Origin of the sequence: Roseivivax sp. THAF30 (assembly GCF_009363575.1) — a bacterium.
Classification (GTDB): Bacteria; Pseudomonadota; Alphaproteobacteria; order Rhodobacterales; family Rhodobacteraceae; genus Roseivivax; species Roseivivax halotolerans.
The window spans coordinates 1,869,162-1,888,041 of record NZ_CP045389.1 but is presented as its reverse complement, the minus strand read 5'-3'; the positions used below and the strand labels follow the sequence as shown (position 1 = coordinate 1,888,041).

18 protein-coding genes are annotated in these 18,880 nt (G+C 64.1%); 11 read left to right on the top strand and 7 right to left on the bottom strand.

Features of this window, described 5'->3' with window-relative positions:
* The first annotated feature begins 33 nt into the window (after positions 1 to 33).
* Entirely contained in the window at positions 34 to 522 is a 489-nt protein-coding gene (locus FIU91_RS09225; protein ID WP_152462230.1) for a histidine phosphatase family protein, read from the top strand.
* Positions 523 to 526: 4 nt separating this feature from the next.
* On the opposite strand, the gene FIU91_RS09220 is transcribed toward FIU91_RS09225, so the two are convergent.
* Positions 527 to 1,210, bottom strand: coding sequence for a hemolysin III family protein (locus FIU91_RS09220; RefSeq protein WP_152462229.1), 684 nt, complete (start codon positions 1,208 to 1,210; stop codon positions 527 to 529).
* Between the two features lie 276 nt (positions 1,211 to 1,486).
* On the opposite strand from FIU91_RS09220, the gene FIU91_RS09215 reads away from it, so the two are divergent.
* From FIU91_RS09215 to FIU91_RS09185, 7 genes are all read left to right on the top strand, one after another.
* On the top strand, positions 1,487 to 2,524 hold the full coding sequence (locus FIU91_RS09215; protein WP_093014499.1) for a PstS family phosphate ABC transporter substrate-binding protein: 1,038 nt from the start codon (positions 1,487 to 1,489) through the stop codon (positions 2,522 to 2,524).
* An 86-nt stretch (positions 2,525 to 2,610) separates the two neighbouring features.
* Positions 2,611 to 4,074: a phosphate ABC transporter permease subunit PstC gene (gene pstC / locus FIU91_RS09210; RefSeq protein ID WP_093014496.1), complete on the top strand. Its 1,464-nt coding sequence runs from the start codon at positions 2,611 to 2,613 to the stop codon at positions 4,072 to 4,074.
* The gene (pstA, locus tag FIU91_RS09205; protein ID WP_152462228.1) at positions 4,071 to 5,414 is read left to right on the top strand and encodes a phosphate ABC transporter permease PstA; all 1,344 of its coding nucleotides are present in this window, start codon (positions 4,071 to 4,073) and stop codon (positions 5,412 to 5,414) included. The genes pstC and pstA overlap by 4 nt, the downstream gene beginning before the upstream one ends.
* A 15-nt stretch (positions 5,415 to 5,429) precedes the next feature.
* Positions 5,430 to 6,230, top strand: coding sequence for a phosphate ABC transporter ATP-binding protein PstB (gene pstB, locus FIU91_RS09200; protein WP_093014490.1), 801 nt, complete (start codon positions 5,430 to 5,432; stop codon positions 6,228 to 6,230).
* A 4-nt stretch (positions 6,231 to 6,234) separates the two neighbouring features.
* Positions 6,235 to 6,969 (top strand): phosphate signaling complex protein PhoU, encoded by a 735-nt coding sequence (gene phoU / locus FIU91_RS09195; RefSeq protein ID WP_152462227.1) that lies wholly within the window; start codon positions 6,235 to 6,237, stop codon positions 6,967 to 6,969.
* A gap of 6 nt (positions 6,970 to 6,975) precedes the next feature.
* Positions 6,976 to 7,665: a phosphate regulon transcriptional regulator PhoB gene (phoB, locus tag FIU91_RS09190; protein ID WP_093014484.1), complete on the top strand. Its 690-nt coding sequence runs from the start codon at positions 6,976 to 6,978 to the stop codon at positions 7,663 to 7,665.
* Between the two features lie 72 nt (positions 7,666 to 7,737).
* Positions 7,738 to 8,772, top strand: a complete 1,035-nt coding sequence (locus tag FIU91_RS09185; RefSeq protein WP_152462226.1) for a patatin-like phospholipase family protein — start codon at positions 7,738 to 7,740, stop codon at positions 8,770 to 8,772.
* Here the strand turns inward: FIU91_RS09185 and FIU91_RS09180 are convergent.
* The 4 genes from FIU91_RS09180 to FIU91_RS09165 form a co-directional block, all read right to left on the bottom strand.
* On the bottom strand, positions 8,765 to 9,673 hold the full coding sequence (locus tag FIU91_RS09180) for a calcium/sodium antiporter (RefSeq protein WP_152462225.1): 909 nt from the start codon (positions 9,671 to 9,673) through the stop codon (positions 8,765 to 8,767). The two genes, FIU91_RS09185 and FIU91_RS09180, sit on opposite strands and share 8 nt — an antisense overlap.
* 94 nt (positions 9,674 to 9,767) lie before the next feature.
* Positions 9,768 to 10,463 (bottom strand): DUF502 domain-containing protein, encoded by a 696-nt coding sequence (locus FIU91_RS09175; RefSeq protein WP_093014475.1) that lies wholly within the window; start codon positions 10,461 to 10,463, stop codon positions 9,768 to 9,770.
* Between the two features lie 80 nt (positions 10,464 to 10,543).
* Entirely contained in the window at positions 10,544 to 11,458 is a 915-nt protein-coding gene (locus FIU91_RS09170; RefSeq protein WP_152462224.1) for a pseudouridine-5'-phosphate glycosidase, read from the bottom strand.
* Positions 11,455 to 12,348, bottom strand: a complete 894-nt coding sequence (locus FIU91_RS09165) for a PfkB family carbohydrate kinase (RefSeq protein ID WP_152462223.1) — start codon at positions 12,346 to 12,348, stop codon at positions 11,455 to 11,457. Before FIU91_RS09165 ends, FIU91_RS09170 begins: the two co-directional genes overlap by 4 nt.
* Before the next feature lie 205 nt (positions 12,349 to 12,553).
* Between FIU91_RS09165 and FIU91_RS09160 the strand changes: the two genes are divergently transcribed.
* The 3 genes from FIU91_RS09160 (at position 12,554) to tsf (ending at position 15,351) form a co-directional block, all read left to right on the top strand.
* Positions 12,554 to 13,336, top strand: a complete 783-nt coding sequence (locus FIU91_RS09160) for a HupE/UreJ family protein (protein ID WP_254702085.1) — start codon at positions 12,554 to 12,556, stop codon at positions 13,334 to 13,336.
* A 225-nt stretch (positions 13,337 to 13,561) separates the two neighbouring features.
* Positions 13,562 to 14,359, top strand: coding sequence for a 30S ribosomal protein S2 (gene rpsB / locus FIU91_RS09155; RefSeq protein WP_152462221.1), 798 nt, complete (start codon positions 13,562 to 13,564; stop codon positions 14,357 to 14,359).
* A gap of 113 nt (positions 14,360 to 14,472) precedes the next feature.
* A complete protein-coding gene (tsf, locus tag FIU91_RS09150) occupies positions 14,473 to 15,351 on the top strand; it encodes a translation elongation factor Ts (RefSeq protein WP_152462220.1) in 879 nt (292 codons plus the stop codon).
* Between the two features lie 341 nt (positions 15,352 to 15,692).
* On the opposite strand, the gene FIU91_RS09145 is transcribed toward tsf, so the two are convergent.
* Positions 15,693 to 16,487, bottom strand: a complete 795-nt coding sequence (locus FIU91_RS09145; protein ID WP_152462219.1) for a LuxR family transcriptional regulator — start codon at positions 16,485 to 16,487, stop codon at positions 15,693 to 15,695.
* 144 nt (positions 16,488 to 16,631) lie between these two features.
* Positions 16,632 to 18,788 (bottom strand): thiamine pyrophosphate-dependent enzyme, encoded by a 2,157-nt coding sequence (locus FIU91_RS09140; protein WP_152462218.1) that lies wholly within the window; start codon positions 18,786 to 18,788, stop codon positions 16,632 to 16,634.
* Positions 18,789 to 18,880: the final 92 nt, after the last annotated feature.

The window sequence follows — 18,880 nt, the reverse complement described above, 5'->3', positions numbered from 1 at the left end:
GCGTAAGCTTCGGGAGGATCAGGGGGGCAGGAAATGGAGCGTCGGCAATTTCTGACAGGGCTGGGGCTAGTCTGCCTGATGGCTTGCACCCCAAGAACGCAGTCCGTCACGCTTTCGCCGGGCACCACACTGATCGTTGTCCGCCACGGCGAGAAGGATGGCGATGCGCTCACCTCGGCGGGCGTTGCGCGGGCCGAGGCGCTGGCATCGGCTCTCGCGGACACTGACATCGACCGGATCTACTCCACAAGCTATCACAGGAACATCGCGACAGCCGAGCCGCTCGCCGAAGCTCACGGGCTCAGCATAGAGACGGTGCCAGACTTTGACGTGACGCCGAAGATCCTTGCCGGGAATGCCGGTCGCACAATCCTATGGGTCGGCAACAAGGGCAATATCGCCCCGATGTGGGACGTGCTTGGCCTCACTGGGGATGCACCGCTTGCCTACGGCGATCTGGCCTTCGTGCGCGCAGACGAGACCGGACGTATCAGCGTCGCGATGACGCGTTTCGGTTCGTAACGCCCTAGTAGAGCGTTCCCGGAGCACCGACGCGCAGCGCCGCATAGAAGCATCCCGCCGCGATGATGACGAAAGCGTGCCAGGTGGCGCGTGCATAGGGCCAGTCGTGCCGGACATAGATCGCAACGCCGCCCGTATAGACGAGCCCGCCCGCGAGCATCAGCCAGATGACAGCCATCGGCGCGACGCCGGGCAGGGCAATGATGGGCACGGCGGAAAACCACGCAAGCGCAAGATACAGCAGCGGATCGTAACGGCCCGGCGCATACCAGAAGAGAAGTTTCCGCGAGGCGCCGTAGAGCGCGAGGATCCAGACGACCGACAGCATCGAGAGCGCGAAAGGCGTTGCGATCATTGCCGCGAAGGGCGTGCCGGTCCCTGCGATCTTGATATAGATCGCCGCGTGATCGAGCCGCCGCAGAAGCGGACGCGCCTCGTGCCACGGTCCTGAGTTGTAGACGAGCGAGGCGAGGAAGCTCGCGACCATCGCCGCCGAGTAGAGCGATAGCGCGAGGATCGTCAGGACCGAGCTTCCGGCGCTGATTCCCTGCGCCAGAAGCAGTCCGGCGCCGACAAGAGCGAGAATCAGCCCTGCGATATTGACCAGCGCATCCGCCGCCCAGGCCCGGAAGCTCAGAGGTTCGCCGCCGTGAAGGGCGGCACCCCAATATGTCAGATCGCGGAACATGAAATGTATCCTAGCAAAGAAACCGGGCGGAATTCCGGGCTCCGAGGGTCAAGATTGCGGCATGTGTTCCTGAAAACACTTAACGTCTCCAGCGGGCGGCGGAAGAGGCCTGCCGGGATCGTGAGCGCGGCTTGACGCCAAGTGAGCTTCGGTTGTCATAAAACCGTTACGTAGCCGTCACAAAAGCTTTGTGCCCTGTCATTAGGCCTGCCCCCGAGTTCGCTCCTCCGGGGGCGCTCGGACGAACTGAACCCATACACTCGAATGGAGTGATCCATGACCAAGACACTTACCGTTTCCGCGCTGGCGCTTGCCGTTGCGGCTCCGGCCTTCGCACAGTCCCGTGACAACGTGCAGGTTGCCGGCTCCTCGACCGTGCTGCCCTACGCGTCGATCGTCGCCGAAGCGTTCGGCGAAAACTTCGACTTCCCGACCCCGGTCGTGGAATCGGGCGGTTCCTCTGCTGGCCTCAAGCGCTTCTGCGAAGGCGTCGGCGAGAACTCGATCGACATCGCGAACGCATCGCGCGCGATCCGTGAAGGCGAGATCGAGACCTGCGCCGCGAACGGCGTGGAAGAGATCATCGAGGTTCGCATCGGCTATGACGGCATCGTCTTCGCAAGCCAGATCGACGGTCCCGAGTTTACCGCGTTCGAACCCTCCGACTGGTACAGCGCCCTGGCCGCCGAGATCCCGCAGGACGGCGAGATGGTCGCCAACCCGAACCAGACCTGGGCTGACGTGAACGGCGATCTGCCCTCCGTCGACATCGCTGCGTTCATCCCCGGCACCAAGCACGGCACCCGTGAAGTCTTCGAAGAGAACGTCCTTCTGCAGGGCTGCGAAGACACCGGCGCAATGGAAGCCATGATGGAAATGGGCATGTCCGAGGACGACGCGGAAGCGGCGTGCATGGCAGTCCGCACCGACGGCGCATCCGTCGACATCGACGGCGACTACACCGAGACGCTCGCGCGTATCGACAGCAACCCCGACGGCATCGGCGTCTTCGGCCTGGCGTTCTACGAGAACAACACCGACACGCTCAAAGTGGCCACGATGGGCGGCGTCGAGCCTTCCACCGAGACCATCGCATCGGGTGAGTACCCGGTCTCCCGCCCGCTGTTCTTCTACATCAAGAAGGCACATATCGGCGTCATCCCCGGCCTGAAGGAATACGCATCCTTCTTCGTCTCCGACGAGATCGCAGGCCCGGGCGGCCCGCTCGCCAATTACGGCCTCGTGCCCGATCCGGAACTGGCCGCGACCCAGTCCAAGATCGAGAACGAAGAGACCATGGGCGCTGGCTCGTAAGCCGCCCTCGCCTCTGACCTGACGGAAAAGGGCGGCCGTGTTATCGCCGCCCTTTTTCTCTCCCTCCAATCCGAACGGATCCGATCATGCCCACGTCCTGGCTGGTCCTCATCGTCCTGGCACTTGCTGCGGTAGGCTACGTCCTCGGCCGGCAGCGAGCGCTTTCCGGGGCAGGGGGCGACAACCGCAAGCTTCATTCTCTGCCCTCCTATTACGGCTCCAACGTCGCGATGAAGGTGGCCGTCCCGGCGCTCATCGCGCTCGCAGCCTGGCTGATCCTTCAGCCCCTCGCGGTCGAGACGACGATCCGCGCCGATCTTGCGGAAGAGGCAGAACGCTCCGAACGTCCGATCAGCCTCGTGATGTCGGACGTGCGCCGTGTCGCGAACGGTCTCGACACCGCCATCGAGCGCGGCGTCATCACCCGCGAACGCGCCGCGAACATGCGCACCGAGTTTACCGATGTCCGCGAGCGTCTCGCGGAAGCGGGCGTTGCCCTCGGCTCGGCGGTCAATTCCAACGTTCTGGAGGCGGCGCAACGCTACCGGGGCTTCTCGGCGATCGGTGACATCGCGCGCACCAGCTTTGTTCTCTTGCTCGCTGTTGGAGGTTTCCTCTACGCCCTGCGGGAATCGACGCCGGATTTCAGGGCGCGGAACACCGTCGAGACGGGCGTCCGTTACCTGCTTATCACCGCCGCCTGCATCGCGATCCTGACGACCATCGGCATCATTCTGAGCCTCGTCTTCAACACGATTGAATTCTTCCGGGTCTATCCCGCCACCGAGTTCTTCTTCTCGACGACCTGGTCGCCCTCCTTCGGCGGCGGCTCGGAGCTCGGCATCCTCCCGCTCCTTTGGGGCACGTTCTACATCTCCCTGATCGCGCTTCTGGTCGCCGTGCCCATTGGCCTTTTCGCGGCGGTATACCTGTCGGAATACGCCTCCAAGAAGGTGCGCGGCGTTGCCAAGCCCGCGATCGAGATCCTCGCGGGTATCCCGACCATCGTTTACGGCCTCTTCGCCCTTCTGACAGTCGGCCCGCTGCTCCTCAGCGTCTTCGGCGATGGCGGGCTTGGCTGGATGCGTGCAGGTACGGCGGTCATGACCGCGGGGCTCGTGATGGGGATCATGCTTATCCCCTTCGTCTCCTCGCTGTCCGACGACATCATCAACGCGGTGCCGCAATCGATGCGTGACGGCTCCTACGGACTTGGCGCAACGAAGTCCGAGACGATCAAGCAGGTCATCCTGCCGGCGGCGCTGCCGGGCATCGTGGGCGCGATCCTGCTCGCGGCCTCGCGCGCCATCGGCGAGACGATGATCGTGGTTCTCGGGGCGGGCGCGGCCGCGCGGATCTCCGGCAACCCCTTCGAGGCCATGACCACCGTCACCGCCAAGATCGTCAGCCAGTTGACGGGCGATGCCGACTTCCAGAGCCCCGAAGCGCTGGTCGCCTTCGCCCTCGGCATGACGCTCTTCGTCATCACATTGGGGCTGAACGTCTTCGCCCTCTACATCGTCCGCAAGTACCGGGAGCAGTACGAATGAGCGACGCAGCAAATCCGGCCAGCCCCGCCGCTTCGAACAACGGCGCCCGGTCGATCCACACGGTCGATGCGCGCACCAAGAAGCGCAACGCGTCCGAGAAGCGGTTCAAGTATTACGGTATCGCCGCCATCGCGACGGGCGTCTTCTTCCTGGTCGTGCTCCTGGGCTCGATCCTCTGGAACGGCGTCAGTGCCTTCCAGCAGACCTATCTCGAAGTCCCGGTCTACCTCGATCCCGAGCGGCTTGACCGCGAGAACCCGAGCTCGGCCACGACCTTCACCTATAATCCGCTCATCGCGGAGGCCGTTTGGGAGCGCGCGCAGGAGCTCGGCTTCGGTGACGAGTTCGAAGACGAGGGGGGCATGTCGCCGCTGATCTCGGCCTCCGCCGCCGCGATCATCCGCGACCGCGTGATCGCCAATCCCGACCTCATCGGCGAGACGATCGACGTGCGTATCCTCGCCGGCAGCCGTGTGGACGGCTACCTGAAAGGACGCGTCGACCGCGACTCCGCGTCCCGCGACCGCAATATCGATGTCGCGCATCTCGAGCTCGTGGATGCGATGCAGGAAAACGGCTCGATCCGGAAGGTCTTCAACTGGGACTTCATCACCGGCACGGACGCGTCCGAAAGCCGTGCCGAGCAGGCCGGCATCGGCGTTGCGATGCTGGGCTCCTTCTTCATGATGCTGGTGGTGCTCGGTCTGTCGCTGCCCATCGGCGTTGCGACCTCGATCTACCTTGAGGAATTCGCTCCCAAGAACAAGTTCACCGACCTCATCGAGGTGAATATCTCGAACCTTGCGGCGGTGCCGTCTATCGTCTTCGGTATCCTCGGCCTTGCCGTGTTCATCCAGTTCATGCACCTGCCGCAATCGGCCCCGCTCGTGGGCGGGCTCGTGCTGACGCTGATGACGCTGCCGACGATCATCATCTCGACCCGTGCCTCGCTGCAATCGGTGCCGCCCTCGATCCGGGCGGCGGCGCTCGGCGTCGGTGCCTCGAAGATGCAGTCGGTCTTCCACCACGTGCTGCCCCTGGCCCTGCCGGGCATTCTCACGGGCACGATCATCGGCCTGGCGCAGGCGCTCGGCGAAACCGCGCCGCTGCTGCTGATCGGCATGGTCGGCTATATCGCGACGAACTATCCAGATGGCGTCGCGTCGGGCTTCCTCGACCCCAACTCGGCGATGCCCGCCCAGATCTACGAATGGGCCAAGCGCGCCGACCCGGCCTATTACGAGCGAGCCTGGGGCGGGATCATCATCCTGCTTGTCTTCCTGTTCGCGATGAACGCGATCGCCATTCTCCTGCGCCGCCGGTTTGAGCGTCGCTGGTAAGGAGGTTAGAAAAAAATGTACGATACCCCATTCCGTGCGGAGAGAGATGTGAGCGCAAAAGATACAAAGATCGCCGCCCGCGAGGTGCAGGTCTATTACGGCGACACCCATGCGATCAAAGACGTGTCGGTCGATATCCTCGACAAGACCGTGACCGCGTTCATCGGCCCGTCGGGCTGCGGCAAGTCCACGTTCCTGCGGTGTATCAACCGGATGAACGACACCATCGACATCGCACGCATCGAGGGCCTGATCGAGATCGACGGCGAAGACATCTATGACCGCCGCGTCGATCCGGTGCAGCTGCGTGCAAAGGTCGGCATGGTGTTCCAGAAGCCGAACCCGTTCCCGAAGTCGATCTACGACAATGTCGCCTACGGCCCGAAAATCCACGGACTCGCCAAGAACAAGGCCGAGCTTGACGAGATCGTCGAGAAGGCTCTGCGACGCGGCGCGATCTGGGACGAGGTGAAGGATCGCCTCGATGCGCCCGGAACGGGCCTGTCTGGCGGTCAGCAGCAGCGCCTGTGTATCGCGCGCGCGGTCGCGACCGAGCCCGAGGTTCTCCTGATGGATGAGCCGTGCTCCGCGCTCGACCCGATCGCGACGGGCCAGGTCGAGGAACTGATCGACGAGCTGCGCCAGGATTACTCGGTGGTGATCGTCACGCACTCGATGCAGCAGGCGGCCCGGGTCAGCCAGAAAACGGCATTTTTCCACCTCGGCAACCTCGTCGAGTACGGTGATACCGACAAGATTTTCACAAACCCACAGGACAGCCGGACAGAAAGCTACATTACCGGCCGGATCGGATGATATTATGAGCGACATGAACCGGCACATCCTCTCGGCCTTCGACCGCGATCTCGAAGGCATCCAGGCGATGATCATGAAAATGGGCGGTCTGGTGGAAACCCAGATCCGCGACGGCGCGAAGAGCCTTGAGACGCGCGACGAGGAGCTGGCCGAGCAGGTCCGCCAGGGCGACAAGGCGGTCGACGCGCTCGAGGACAGCCTCAACGAGGAAGCGGCCCGCGTCATCGCGCTGCGCGCCCCCGCTGCCTCCGACCTGCGCGTGGTTCTCTCGGTCATGCGGATGTCGGCGAACCTCGAACGGATCGGCGATCTGGCAAAAAACATGGCCAAGCGCACGAGCGTCTTGTCGCAGCTTCAGCCGGTGAACGGCTCGGCCTCCTCGCTGCGGCGCATGGCCCGCGACGTGGAGCTGATGCTGAAGGACTCGCTCGACGCCTATATCCAGCGCGATGCGGAGCTGGCGCGTGACGTGATCGCGCGCGACTCCGAGATCGACCGGATGTACAACACGCTCTTCCGCGAGATCCTGACCTTCATGCTCGAAGATCCGCGCAACATCACGGCCTGTATGCATCTGCATTTCATCGCCAAGAACATCGAGCGGATGGGCGACCACGTCACCTCGATCGCCGAGCAGGTGATCTTCGTGGTGACGGGCACAGCCGATGATCTGCCGCGCGAGAAGGCAGACCGCACATCCTTCGATCCGAAATACTCGGTTCAGGATTCCGAGGAGTAAGAACGGATGACCGGCGCAAGACCCACGGTGCTCGTTGTCGAGGATGAGGCCGCGCAACGCGAAGTCCTGAGCTACAATCTCGAAGCGGAAGGATTTCACGTCGCGCGCGCAGAGGACGGGGAAGAGGCGATCATGCTCTTCGAGGAAGAGCGACCCGATCTCGTGATCCTCGACTGGATGCTGCCCAAGCTTTCGGGCATCGAGGTTTGCCGCCAGATCAAGATCCGACCGGAAAGCCGGGGCGTGCCCGTCATCATGCTCTCGGCCCGCTCCGAAGAGGTGGACCGGGTGCGGGGGCTCGAGACGGGCGCGGACGACTACGTGGTGAAGCCGTATTCGGTGATCGAGCTCATGGCGCGTGTGCGCGCGCAGCTGCGGCGGACCCGGCCGGCTTCGGCGGGACAGCAGCTCGAGTTCGAGGGCATCCTGCTCGACTCCGAGACGCATCGGGTGACGCGCGAAGGCAAGCCGCTGAAGCTCGGACCGACCGAATTCCGACTGCTCTCGACCTTCATGGAAAAGCCGGGCCGCGTCTGGAGCCGCGAGCAACTGCTCGACCGGGTCTGGGGCCGCGACGTCTATGTCGACACCCGGACAGTCGATGTCCATGTGGGGCGCCTTCGGAAAGCGCTGTCGCAGCACGGTGGCACCGACGTGCTGCGGACGGTCCGCGGCGCAGGCTACGCGCTCGGCTGACGAAGGCGGGCTTGCAATGCTGCGTCGCAGCATTAGGCTCTGCACCGGACACGGTGTGACGGAGCTTTGACTTTGACCAAACGCATAAACCTGGCCCTGCAAGGCGGCGGCGCGCATGGGGCGTTCACCTGGGGTGTGGTCGACCGGCTGCTCGAGGACGAGGAGATCGAGATCGCGGCGATCTCGGGCACGTCGGCCGGGGCGCTCAACGGCGCGGCGATCAAGTCAGGCTGGCAGAAGTGCGGTCGCGAGGGCGCGCGGGCCGCGCTCGACTGGCTTTGGCACGAGGTGGCGCAGGTCAAATCTCTGGCCTTGCCGGACTGGATGAACGCATGGTTGCCGCATCCGGGCCTCACCTCGCTCGCGATGTCCTATTCGCCCGCATTCGCAATCGCGGACACGACGAGCCGCGTGGTCTCGCCCTATGCCTGGGGGCCGGTCTACCGCAATCCGCTCGAGCCGATCGTCGCCGCGCTCGATTTCGACGCGGTCTGCGGGGCAGGGGGGCCGCGTCTCTTCGTGGGGGCGACGGCGGTGAGTGACGGCAAGATCCGGGTTTTCTCTGGCGAGAACATCACCTCCGAAGCGATCATGGCCTCGGCGTGCCTTCCGACTCTCTTTCAAGCCGTCGAGGTGGACTGCCCGCTGACCGGAGACCGCGTGTCCTGCTGGGACGGCGGGTATTCCGGCAATCCGCCGCTGTTCCCGCTCTATGCCAAGGATCTGCCGGATGACGTGGTGATCGTGAACATCAATCCGCTGATCCGCGAAGAGGTGCCGCAGACCGCGCCCGAGATCCAGAACCGGATCAACGAGATCAGCTTCAATTCGGCGCTCCTGAAAGAGCTGCGCGCGATCGAGTTCGTGCAGCGTCTCATCCGGGACGGTGCCGTCACGCCTGGGCACATGAAGAACGTGCTGGTGCACATGATCGCGGATGACGATCTGATGAACGATCTCTCGGTCGCGACAAAGATGGTGCCGGTGCCGTCCATCATCGCCCAGCTCAAACAAGCCGGGCGCGACACGGCCGAGGCCTTCCTTGCCGGACACAAGGAAGACCTCAACCTGCGTCAGACGGCAGATCTCGTGTCGATGTTCAACTGATCGCGGCACAATATCCGACATAGACAACAAGCGCCGCGCCGCCGGCGATCCGCCCGATGCGTCCGGCGGCGAAGGCCACAGCCACGAGCGCGACGGTCGCCGCCAGCATCACCCAGATATCGCGGGACGCAATGCCCGGATCTATGGGCAGCGGCTTGTAGAGCGCCGTCGCGCCAAGGATACCGAAGAGGTTGAAGATGTTGGAGCCGATGACGTTGCCAAACGCGATCTCTGCCTGACCTTTGCGCGCGGCCACCACGGAGGTCACGAGTTCGGGCAGGGAGGTGCCCACCGCGACGAGCGTAAGGCCGATCACCGTCTCAGGGACGCCGAGCCCGCGCGCGATGCCCGTCGCGCCCTGAACCAGCATCACGGCGCCCGCGATGGTAAGCCCGAGCCCGAGCGCGGTATCGAAGGCGGCGCGGGGCAATTTGGCGTCGGTCTCCGGCGCCTCCTCGGGCGCTGCACCGCTGCGGAAGGACGCGATCAGGAACGCGGCAAGTCCCGCGACGAAGGCCAGCCCCAAACCGCGCCCCATCACCGGCACGAAGGCGAGGAAGAGCGCGGATAGCGTCGCCGCCATCAGCCACGCGCCGTCACGCCGGAACCCGATCCGGTCGACCGCGATCGGCGACAGGAGGGCGGCGAGGCCCAGGATCAGAAGGATATTGGCGATGTTCGAGCCAACGACATTGCCAAGGGCGATGCCCGGCACGCCCTGCTCGGCGGCGCGGAGCGAGGTCACGAGTTCGGGCAGCGAGGTGCCGAAACCGACCAGGGTGAGGCCGATCACCATCGGGGAGACATTGAACCGGCGCGCGATGGCGACCGAGCCGCCGACGAAACGATCGCCGCCGAAGAACAAGGCGGCAAGTCCTGCCGCTGCGAGAAGAAGATCCATGAAGTGTCCTTGTGACGCGCAGCCCGATGCCGCGCGTCCTGTCGTTCGTGTCAGATCGTGCGCCGCCAGATCCGCCGCAAGTGCGGCGCGAGAATTATTCCGCAGCCCGCGCTGGCTCGGCCAAAGGCTGGGACGGGTCTTTCGGGTTGGGATAGACGAGGCCCGCCGAAATCACCAGTTTCGCGGCATCCTCTAGCGACATCTCAAGCTCGATCACGTCTTCCTCGGGGAAGAACAGAAGGAAGCCCGAAGTCGGGTTCGGCGTTGTCGGCACGAAGACCGAAACGAGCCCGCCCGATGTCACCGCCTTGCGCGATACCTCGCCCTTCGTGTCGGTCGAGATGAAGCCGATCGCCCAGATGCCCTTGCGCGGGTATTCGATGAGGCAGGCTTTCTCGAAGCTGCGCTCGGACTGGACGAAAACGGTCTCAGCGATCTGCTTCACTCCGGAATAAACCGAGCGCACGATGGGCATCCTGAGAACGACACTCTCCCCCCAGCGGATGAGCGAGCGCCCGATCAGGCCCTTGGCGACCCAGCCCACGAAGACCGTGAAGAGCAAAAGGAAGATGACGCCAATGCCGCGCAGGTTGATCCCGATATATTCCTCGGGGTTGAAGCGCGACGGCACCAGCGGCAGCACGAAGGCGTCGATCCATCCGATGACTGTCCAGATCAGCCAGATCGTCAGTCCGACCGGTGCGATCACCACGATCCCGGTCAGGAACGAGGTCCGGAACGCGGAAAAAAGGCCGGGTTTCGGCGGTTTTGGATCGAAAGGTTCGCTCATGGCTGCCACGCGGTCTGTCGTGTTCAAGTGCTATGACGCGCAAGCGGCAACTACAACGGGTTTCGCCGGGTTTCTGTCCGTCAGGCGGGCAGTTCGACCAATTCCGATGCAATCCGGGCCGCGAGAACGGCATTGTTGAGAACCAGAGCGACGTTCGCCTCGAGCGACCGGCCCGCCGTCAGCTCGTAGATGCGCTGGAGAAGATAGGGCGTGACATCCTTGCCGAAAATTCCGTGGCCGGCGGCGTCCTGCATGGCGCGGCCGATGATCGGCGTCATCTCGGTGCGGGGGATCTCGGCCTCTTCAGGGATCGGGTTCGCGACGAGCTGGCCGCCATCGAGCCCCATCTGTCGGCGCATCCGGTGCGCGCGGGCCATCGCGGCGGGATCGTCCATCCGCAAGGGTGCCCGAAGGCCTGCGGAGCGCGACCAGAAGGCGGGCAGCATGTCCTGTCCGTGGGCAATGACCGGCACGCCAAGCGTCTCCAGGACTTCGAGTGTCTTCGGCAGATCGAGGATCGCCTTGGCCCCGGCCGCGACCACCGTGACGGGAGAGCGTGCGAGTTCCTGAAGGTCGGCGGAGACGTCGAAGCTCGTCTCCGCGCCGCGATGCACGCCGCCAATGCCGCCCGTCGCGAAGACCTCGATGCCGGCCATCCGCGCGGCGATCATCGTGGCGGCAACCGTGGTCGCACCGGTCCGGCCCTCGGCCATGCAGACCGCCATGTCGGCGCGCGACAGCTTGGCGACACGCTCGGCGGCGGCCAGATATTCGAGCTGCGCGTCCTCAAGCCCGACGCAGAGCACGCCCTCGATCACAGCGATCGTCGCAGGCTCCGCGCCGTTCTCGCGGATCGTTGCCTCGATGCGGCGCGCCACCTCGAGGTTCTGCGGCTGCGGCAGACCATGCGTGATGATCGTCGATTCGAGCGCGACAACGGGCCGGCATTTATCGAGGGCATCGGAAACCGCGCGGGACAGGGTCACAAGGCTCATGATGGGGTTTCTCCTGAGACGTATTGCGCCGCGGCAGCAAGCGCGCGGGTCAGTGCGTCGGCGCGCGCGGCGCCGCGGGCTTCAGTTGCGATATGGGCGGCCATGAACGTGTCGCCCGCGCCGGTTACGCGCGTGACGAGGACGCGCGGCGGATCGGCGGTGATGCACTCCTCGGAGGTTGCATCTGCGGCCATGTTCGAGCCGTCCGTGACAAGAGCGCGTGCCGCGCCGCGCTCGCAGAGCATCCGGGCCGCGTCCTCGGCCCGGTCGAACCGGGTCTGGCAAAGGATCCCAGCCTCCTCGAGATTGACGTAGAGCGTGCCGCGCCCGGCGCGAAGGAACGGCAAGAGGCGCTCAGCCTTGCCGGGAGAGGCGGGCGCGATCCGCAGATCGGCCGCGGCGAGCGACGGATCATGCGCGATCTCTTCGAGAAGCCGTTCGGTCAGGTTGCCATCGATGGCGATGGGCCCGGCATAGGGCGCATCCTTTTCCCCGAGCGCGCCGGAGCGCAGGGGGCGCAGGATCTTCGCGCCGGCGGCTTCCAGCGAATGCGCGTCGGCGATGGCCGCGATCAGCCCGTTCGCGCCTTCCACGGCCATGTAGCGGTCGGTCGGCAGATCCTCGGAGCGGTAGACATGCACCGTCTCGAGGCCGAACCCACGGCATTGCGCCAGGAGCTCCTCGCCCTCGGGGTCGCGGCCGACCGCGCTCAGAAGCGCCGGGCGCATCCCGAAGCGCGCGAGCGTCATCGCGATATTGAGCGCGACCCCGCCCGGCAAGCGGATGATCCGACCCGGCACATCTGCGCCCTTTTCCATGTGCGACGGCGCGCGGCCGATCACGTCCCATAGGACGGAGCCGATGCAGAGGATGTCGGGCGTGTCGGTCATGCGCTCCTTTTGGCGCGCAGCGCGGCCATCCGCAAGCGAGATGCCGTCAAGCGAAAGGCCACGCCCGCGACCCTTGACATTCAGGACGCCGCCCCACGTGCTGACAGAGCTTATGCCGCCGCCGAGGGATTGCTTTATGTTACGTGTCTTCCTGGTTTTCTGTTGTGTCCTCCCAGCCTCCGCGCTTCTTGCGGCGGAGCCTGAAATGGCCGTTTCCGAAGCGGCGGGAACGGGCTGGCTCAGCACGGCACTCGCCTATGTGCCGGTCGGCTTCGCGCATATCCTGCCGCTTGGCCTCGATCACATCCTGTTCGTGCTCGCGCTGTTTTTCATGACACCGAATGTCGGTCCGCTGATCCTTCAGATCACGATCTTCACGTTGGCCCATTCGGTCACGCTGGCGCTCGGCGCATTCGGGATCGTCAGCATACCCGGCAGCATCGTCGAGCCGATCATCGCCGCCTCCATCGTTTTCGTGGCTGCCGAGAACATGTTCGCGCGCCGCGTGACAGGCTGGCGGATCGGGGTCATCTTCCTGTTCGGCCTCTTGCACGGGCTCGGCTTCGCCAGCGTGCTGAACGAGTTCGGCTTGCCTGATGGACAGTTCGGTGCGGCGCTTGTCGGTTTCAATGTCGGCGTCGAGATCGGTCAGATTGCGATCATCGCCGCGATGTTTCTCGTGGTGTGGGTCGCACTTCGGGTCGACGCGCTCGATTATAGCGAGCGGACCGGGCAGGTGTTCTACGGCGTCCTGGCGCTGGCCCTGGTGGCGCTCAGTTTCCTCGCCCTCGAGGGCAACGCACTGGCGGGCTTCGAGGTCTCCGCGCCGCTGTTCCTGCTGCCACTCGCCGGATTGTCGCTGCTGTGTCTTCTGGCGGCGACGAATGTCGACAAGCTCGGCGCATACCGGACCTATGTCGCGATCCCGGCCTCTGCTGCGATCGGGCTCGTGGGAGCCTACTGGTTCTTGGAACGGGTGTTTCTCTGAAGGCGAGGATGGGCGGCGAGGGGCCAGCCCCTCTCGCTCCCCGCGGTATTTGGACCAACCCAAAGGGCAGGGGGCTTGCGCTTGGCGAGCACCCGCTCTATACGCGCGCTCACTGAAATCCCGCAGGCGGGGTCGGGCCTTTGGGGGAGACATCCCCAGACGTCCACCGGTTGGCGCAATCCGCGCCCTCACCCCCGCCAAGGCGTAAACCGGAAAGGAAAAGGCATGGCTCTTCCCGAGTTCTCCATGCGTCAGCTCCTCGAGGCTGGCGTTCACTTCGGCCACCAGACGCAGCGCTGGAACCCCCGCATGGGCGAGTTCATCTACGGCGAGCGCAACGGCATCCACATCATGGACCTGACGCAGACCGTCCCGATGCTGGACGCGGCGCTGAACGTCATTCGCGAAACCGTTGCCAAGGGCGGCTCGGTCCTCTTTGTCGGCACCAAGCGCCAGGCGCAGATGCCGATCGCGGAAGCCGCAGAGAAATGCGCGCAGTTCTACATGAACCACCGCTGGCTTGGCGGCACGCTCACCAACTGGCAGACCGTCTCCAAGTCGATCCAGCGCCTCAAGAACATCGACGAGCAGATGGATGCCGGCGCGGAAGGCCTGACCAAGAAAGAACGCCTCGGCATGGAGCGCGAACAGGAGAAGCTGACCGCGTCCCTCGGCGGCATCCGCGAGATGGGCGGCCTGCCTGACCTGCTTTTCGTCATCGACGTCAAGAAAGAACAGCTCGCCGTCGCCGAAGCCAACAAGCTGGGCATCCCGGTCGTCGCCGTTGTCGACACCAACTGCTCGCCTGACGGCGTCGACTACATCATCCCGGGCAACGACGACGCGGCCCGCGCGATCTCGCTCTATTGCGATCTCGCCTCGCGCGCCGCGCTCGACGGCATGTCCGGCCAGATGGAAGCGGCTGGTGTCGACCTCGGCGCGCTCGAGGAAACGCCGACCGAGGCCGCCGTGGCCGAGGACGCCGCCGAAGGGCAGGGCGACGCGGAAGCGGCCCAGTCCTGATTGGCCCCAGCGGGCAGCGCTGTAATGGCGCTGTCACGCGATGGTTGCATTGACCGGGCGACGCCCCATATCGGGGCGGCCCGGAGTTTGATCCGACATTGAGGAGAGCCGACATGGCGATCACTGCTGCACAGGTGAAAGAACTGCGCGAAATGACTGGCGCAGGCATGATGGATGCGAAAAAGGCGCTGACCGAGGCCGAGGGCGACATGGATGCCGCCGCCGACTGGCTGCGCACCAAGGGCCTTGCGAAAGCTGCGAAGAAATCCGGCCGGACCGCGGCCGAGGGCCTCGTGGCCGTGGCTGTCGAAGGCGGCACGGGCGTTGCCGTCGAGGTGAATGCCGAGACCGACTTCGTCGCCAAGAACGCCGAGTTCCAGGAAATGGTTGGCGATATCTCGAAAGCCGCGTTGAAAGAATCCGACGTTGCCGCGCTGGCTGAAGCCGAGATCCAGGGCAAGAAGGTCAAGGACGTCCTGACCGACAAGATCGCCAAGATCGGCGAGAACATGACCCTGCGCCGGATGCAGAAGATCGAAGGCGGCAAGGTCGTGTCCTACGTCCACAACGCGGCTGGCGACGGCATGGGCAATATCGGCGTGCTCGTTGCGATCACCGGCGATGACGAAGCGTTCGGCCGTCAGGTGGCGATGCACATCGCCGCGGCGAACCCCGCGTCGCTCAGCGAGAACGACCTCGAGCCCTCGATCGTCGAGAAAGAGCGCCAGGTCCAGATCGACATCGCGCGCCAGTCGGGCAAGCCCGAGCAGGTCATCGAGAAGATGATCGAAGGCCGCATGAAGAAGTACCTCGCCGAGATCACGCTGCTCGGTCAGGCCTTCGTCATCGACCCGGACAAGACCGTGGCGCAGGCCGCCGCTGATGCAGGCGTCGAGATCACCGGCTATGTGCGCATGCAGGTCGGCGAAGGCATCGAGAAGAAAGAAGAGGACTTCGCAGCCGAAGTCGCGAAAGCAGCACAGAGCGGCTGAACCTCTTCGGATCGGGAATGAATTAGGCCGCCTCTAGGGGCGGCCTTTTTCGTTCTAAAACAAGCTGTTGAAATCAAACCTTCATTAAATGAGACCCGGCATTGCCCCCAAGACATTTGGGGATGAGAGTTGGGGCCTGCCGGGCCTTTCGAATACACACTCCGAAAATTTGGAGTCTGCACCGATACTCGCACTCAACTATGCCGCAGAGCCCTGCAATATCAGGGGGATACGGCATCATCGACGTTCCGGGCTTCTGAAAGCCAACACGCGTGGAACGTGCTCAAGCTGACAGTTTACCTTGCGTTAGGTAAGTCCGGAATTCCTGACCGTCGCTCCGATCAGTCCCGAAAATCCAGAACGAACATCTGGTTCTGAAACGCGGCCTTCAACACCGCCTGCGCCGTGGTTTCGACATTGAGCGCGGCGCGCGCAAGCCTGAGATGCTTTTCGACCGTCGCCGCGGTCAATCCCATGAGGGCCGCGATATCGGCCGTTGTCTTGCCATCTCCGACCCATTCGAGCGCTTCGCGTTGGCGCGGTGTCAGGCTCTGGTTCTGCGGCGTATAGGGCAGGGTGAGGATCTTGAGATGCAGGATGTTGTTGAACAGCTCGATCGCAGCTCCATGCCGGTTCCAGATCTCGTCCACCTCGTCCTGTTCAAGACCCGAACGCGCCATGAGAGCGATCGCGCCCTTGGCCCGTCGCGACACGGAACGGAACGAGATCGAATATCCGGCGGTCACATCTTGCGAGCGATTGAACGCGACAACCTTGCGCTCCGCTTCAGTGAGAACGCCCGATGCCTGCATCTGGCCAAGGATCCGCCACGACACGACGCCTTCGTTCTCCAAAGACCAGCGGACCATCGGTGCGTCCCGATACATGGCGTCCCCGATGAAACGGTCGGTGTACTTCTTTTCGAGGTTCGTCAGAACGAGGAAGTCCTCGGGATCGCCAAGCGATGCACCGGACCAGAACCGTGTGAAGCCATAGAGGAGCCGCGTGAACCCGTATTCCGCCATCGTAGCGCAATGCGTGGACCAGGCTTCCTCGATCGTATCGCACAGGGTCAGCCGCAGAAGCCGGCCTTCAAGCGCCTCCGAAACGGCGTTGGTGTTCGGATCGGACGACATGGATGCGGGAACCCCAAGATACAGCGGCGGCAGATTACGAGATCGCGCTAAGCTCTGTCCATAATTACAGATCTCACCGTGACCGTTTTTAACATAATACTGATTATGCGATTATCGGACAGGCGCCATTAGGCGCCCCGGCGCTCAGGCCATCAAGTCCTTCGCCGCTGCCACGATCCCCTCCCGCGATGGCAATGTGGCTGCGTAAGCCGGTCCGGTCGCGATGAAGCAATCCTCGGCTGTCACGCGCGCGAATGGGCGGTCCGATCTTTCGGCAAGCAGCGTGCACAAGGCTTCGGATTGCGAGCCTGTGCGACGGCATTCATCGACGACCAGAACCTTCTCGCATGTACCAACGGCCTTGAGGATCGCGGCTTCATCAAGCGGTGCGAGCCAGCGCAGGTCGATCACGCGCGCCGCAATGCCAGACGCGCTTAAGTCATGCCGCGCTTGTTCCGACAGATAGACACCGTTGCCATAGGTCAGAATCGCAAGATCGGTTCCCTCGCCCAGCGTTCTGAGACTCGAGAGCGGCGCTGTCTCGCCAGGCTCGGGATAACGGCGCGTCCATAGCCCGTCGCCCGGCTCCATGAGGTCGCGCATGGGATAGAGCGCGATCGGCTCGACCATGACGACGACACGTCCTTCCTCCCGCACAAGCCGCACGGCTTCGCGGTACATCCTCACGGCCTCTGCGCCATCTGACGGACAGCCGATCACGATGCCCGGGATATCCCGCAGGACGGCCAGCGAATTGTCGTTGTGGAAATGGCCGCCGAAGCCTTTCTGATAGCCAAGCCCCGCGATCCGCACGATCATCGGGTTGGCATATTGCCTATTCGAGAAGAACGGCAGTGTCGCGGCTTCGCCCCGGATCTGGTCTTCGGCGTTGTGCAGATAGGCCAGGAACTGGATTTCCGGGATCGGAATATATCCTTGTTGTCCAAGCCCGATCGCGAGCCCGAGGATCGACTGCTCGTCCAGCAGCGTGTCCGTGACACGGGTCGCTCCGAACCGGTTCTGGAGACCCTTGGTGATACCGTAAACGCCGCCTTTACGGCCGATATCCTCGCCTGCGAGCACGATGTTGTCATAGCTCAGCATGAGGTCCGTCAGCCCCAGATTGATGAGCTTGTTCATTGCTTGCGGCTCTTTCAGCGCGCGCAGATCGGCCGGCCCGAACGCCGCCTCGCGCGCCTCGGGGTCTGGCGCATTTGGGATCGGAGCCTTGGCTTTCGGCGGCAGGATCGAGGCTGCGACCTCTGCGGCGGAGCTAAGCCGCGGGCGCGCCATCGCTTGCTCTGCGGCACGATAACATTCCGCCTCAACGCTCTCATATTGCTCGATAATATCGACTTCTTCATGTCCTGCATCAAGCAAACGGCGCGCCGTGTAGAGCAGCGGGTCGCGCGCTTCCGCCGCAGCGATCTCGGCCTCGGGACGATACGTGCTTTCAACGTCCGCGCCGGCATGGCCGTAGAGCCGGACGCAAGTGAGGTGCAGAAGTCCGGGCCGACGTGTCTTGCGGATGCGCTCTGCCATATCGCGAGCCGCGCGATAAGCCGCCACGACATCACAGCCATCGGCCTCGGCATAGTCGAGACCGGGCCGCGATTGCAGCACAGCGCGCACCCAGCCTTCGGGTGATTTCACTGAAATGCCGATACCGTTGTCCTCGCAGACGAACATCAGCGGCAGAGGCGCGCCCTGCCAGGCGGTCCATCCGGCGGTATTGAGCGCGCCTTGCGCTGTGGAATGGTTGAGCGAGGCGTCGCCAAAGGAACAGAGCGCCAGCCGCTCTTCTGTCAGACCGCGCCGCTTGTTGAGGCCAAGGGCGAAGGCGGTACCCACGGATTTCGGCAAATGGCTCGCAATCGTAGAGGTTTGCGGCGGGATGCTCAGATCCTTGGAGCCCAAAACCTTGTGTCGGCCGCCCGAGATCGGATCGTCGGACGAGGCGGCGAAGGACAGCGCGAAGTCCATGATCGGATCCTGACCGGCCTGCAGCGCCCGCGCCGCCTGAAACGCGCCGTCGCGGTAATGCAGAAAGGCCGGATCCTTGACGGAGAGCGCCAGCGCGACGCCTGCCATACCTTCATGCCCCGAGGAGCCGATCGTGTAAAAGCCCTGCCCCTGGGATTGCAGCCAGCGCCCTGCCCGGTCCATGTGCCGCGAGATGAGCTGCGCGCGCCACAGCTGCCGAAGAAGGTCCTGGTCGATCTCCAACGGATCGAGGCTCGGCAGATCGCCGGCCTTCACCCGCTCCAGAAACGTCTCGTGCACCCGTTGGCTTGCGTCCATGTCGCTCTCCCGCTCGACGGCAGGCGCGAGATCGGATGGATCCCGCGCCTTTGCGTGACCTTGGCCTTCGCGAAAAGGGGCCGCAAGAGCCC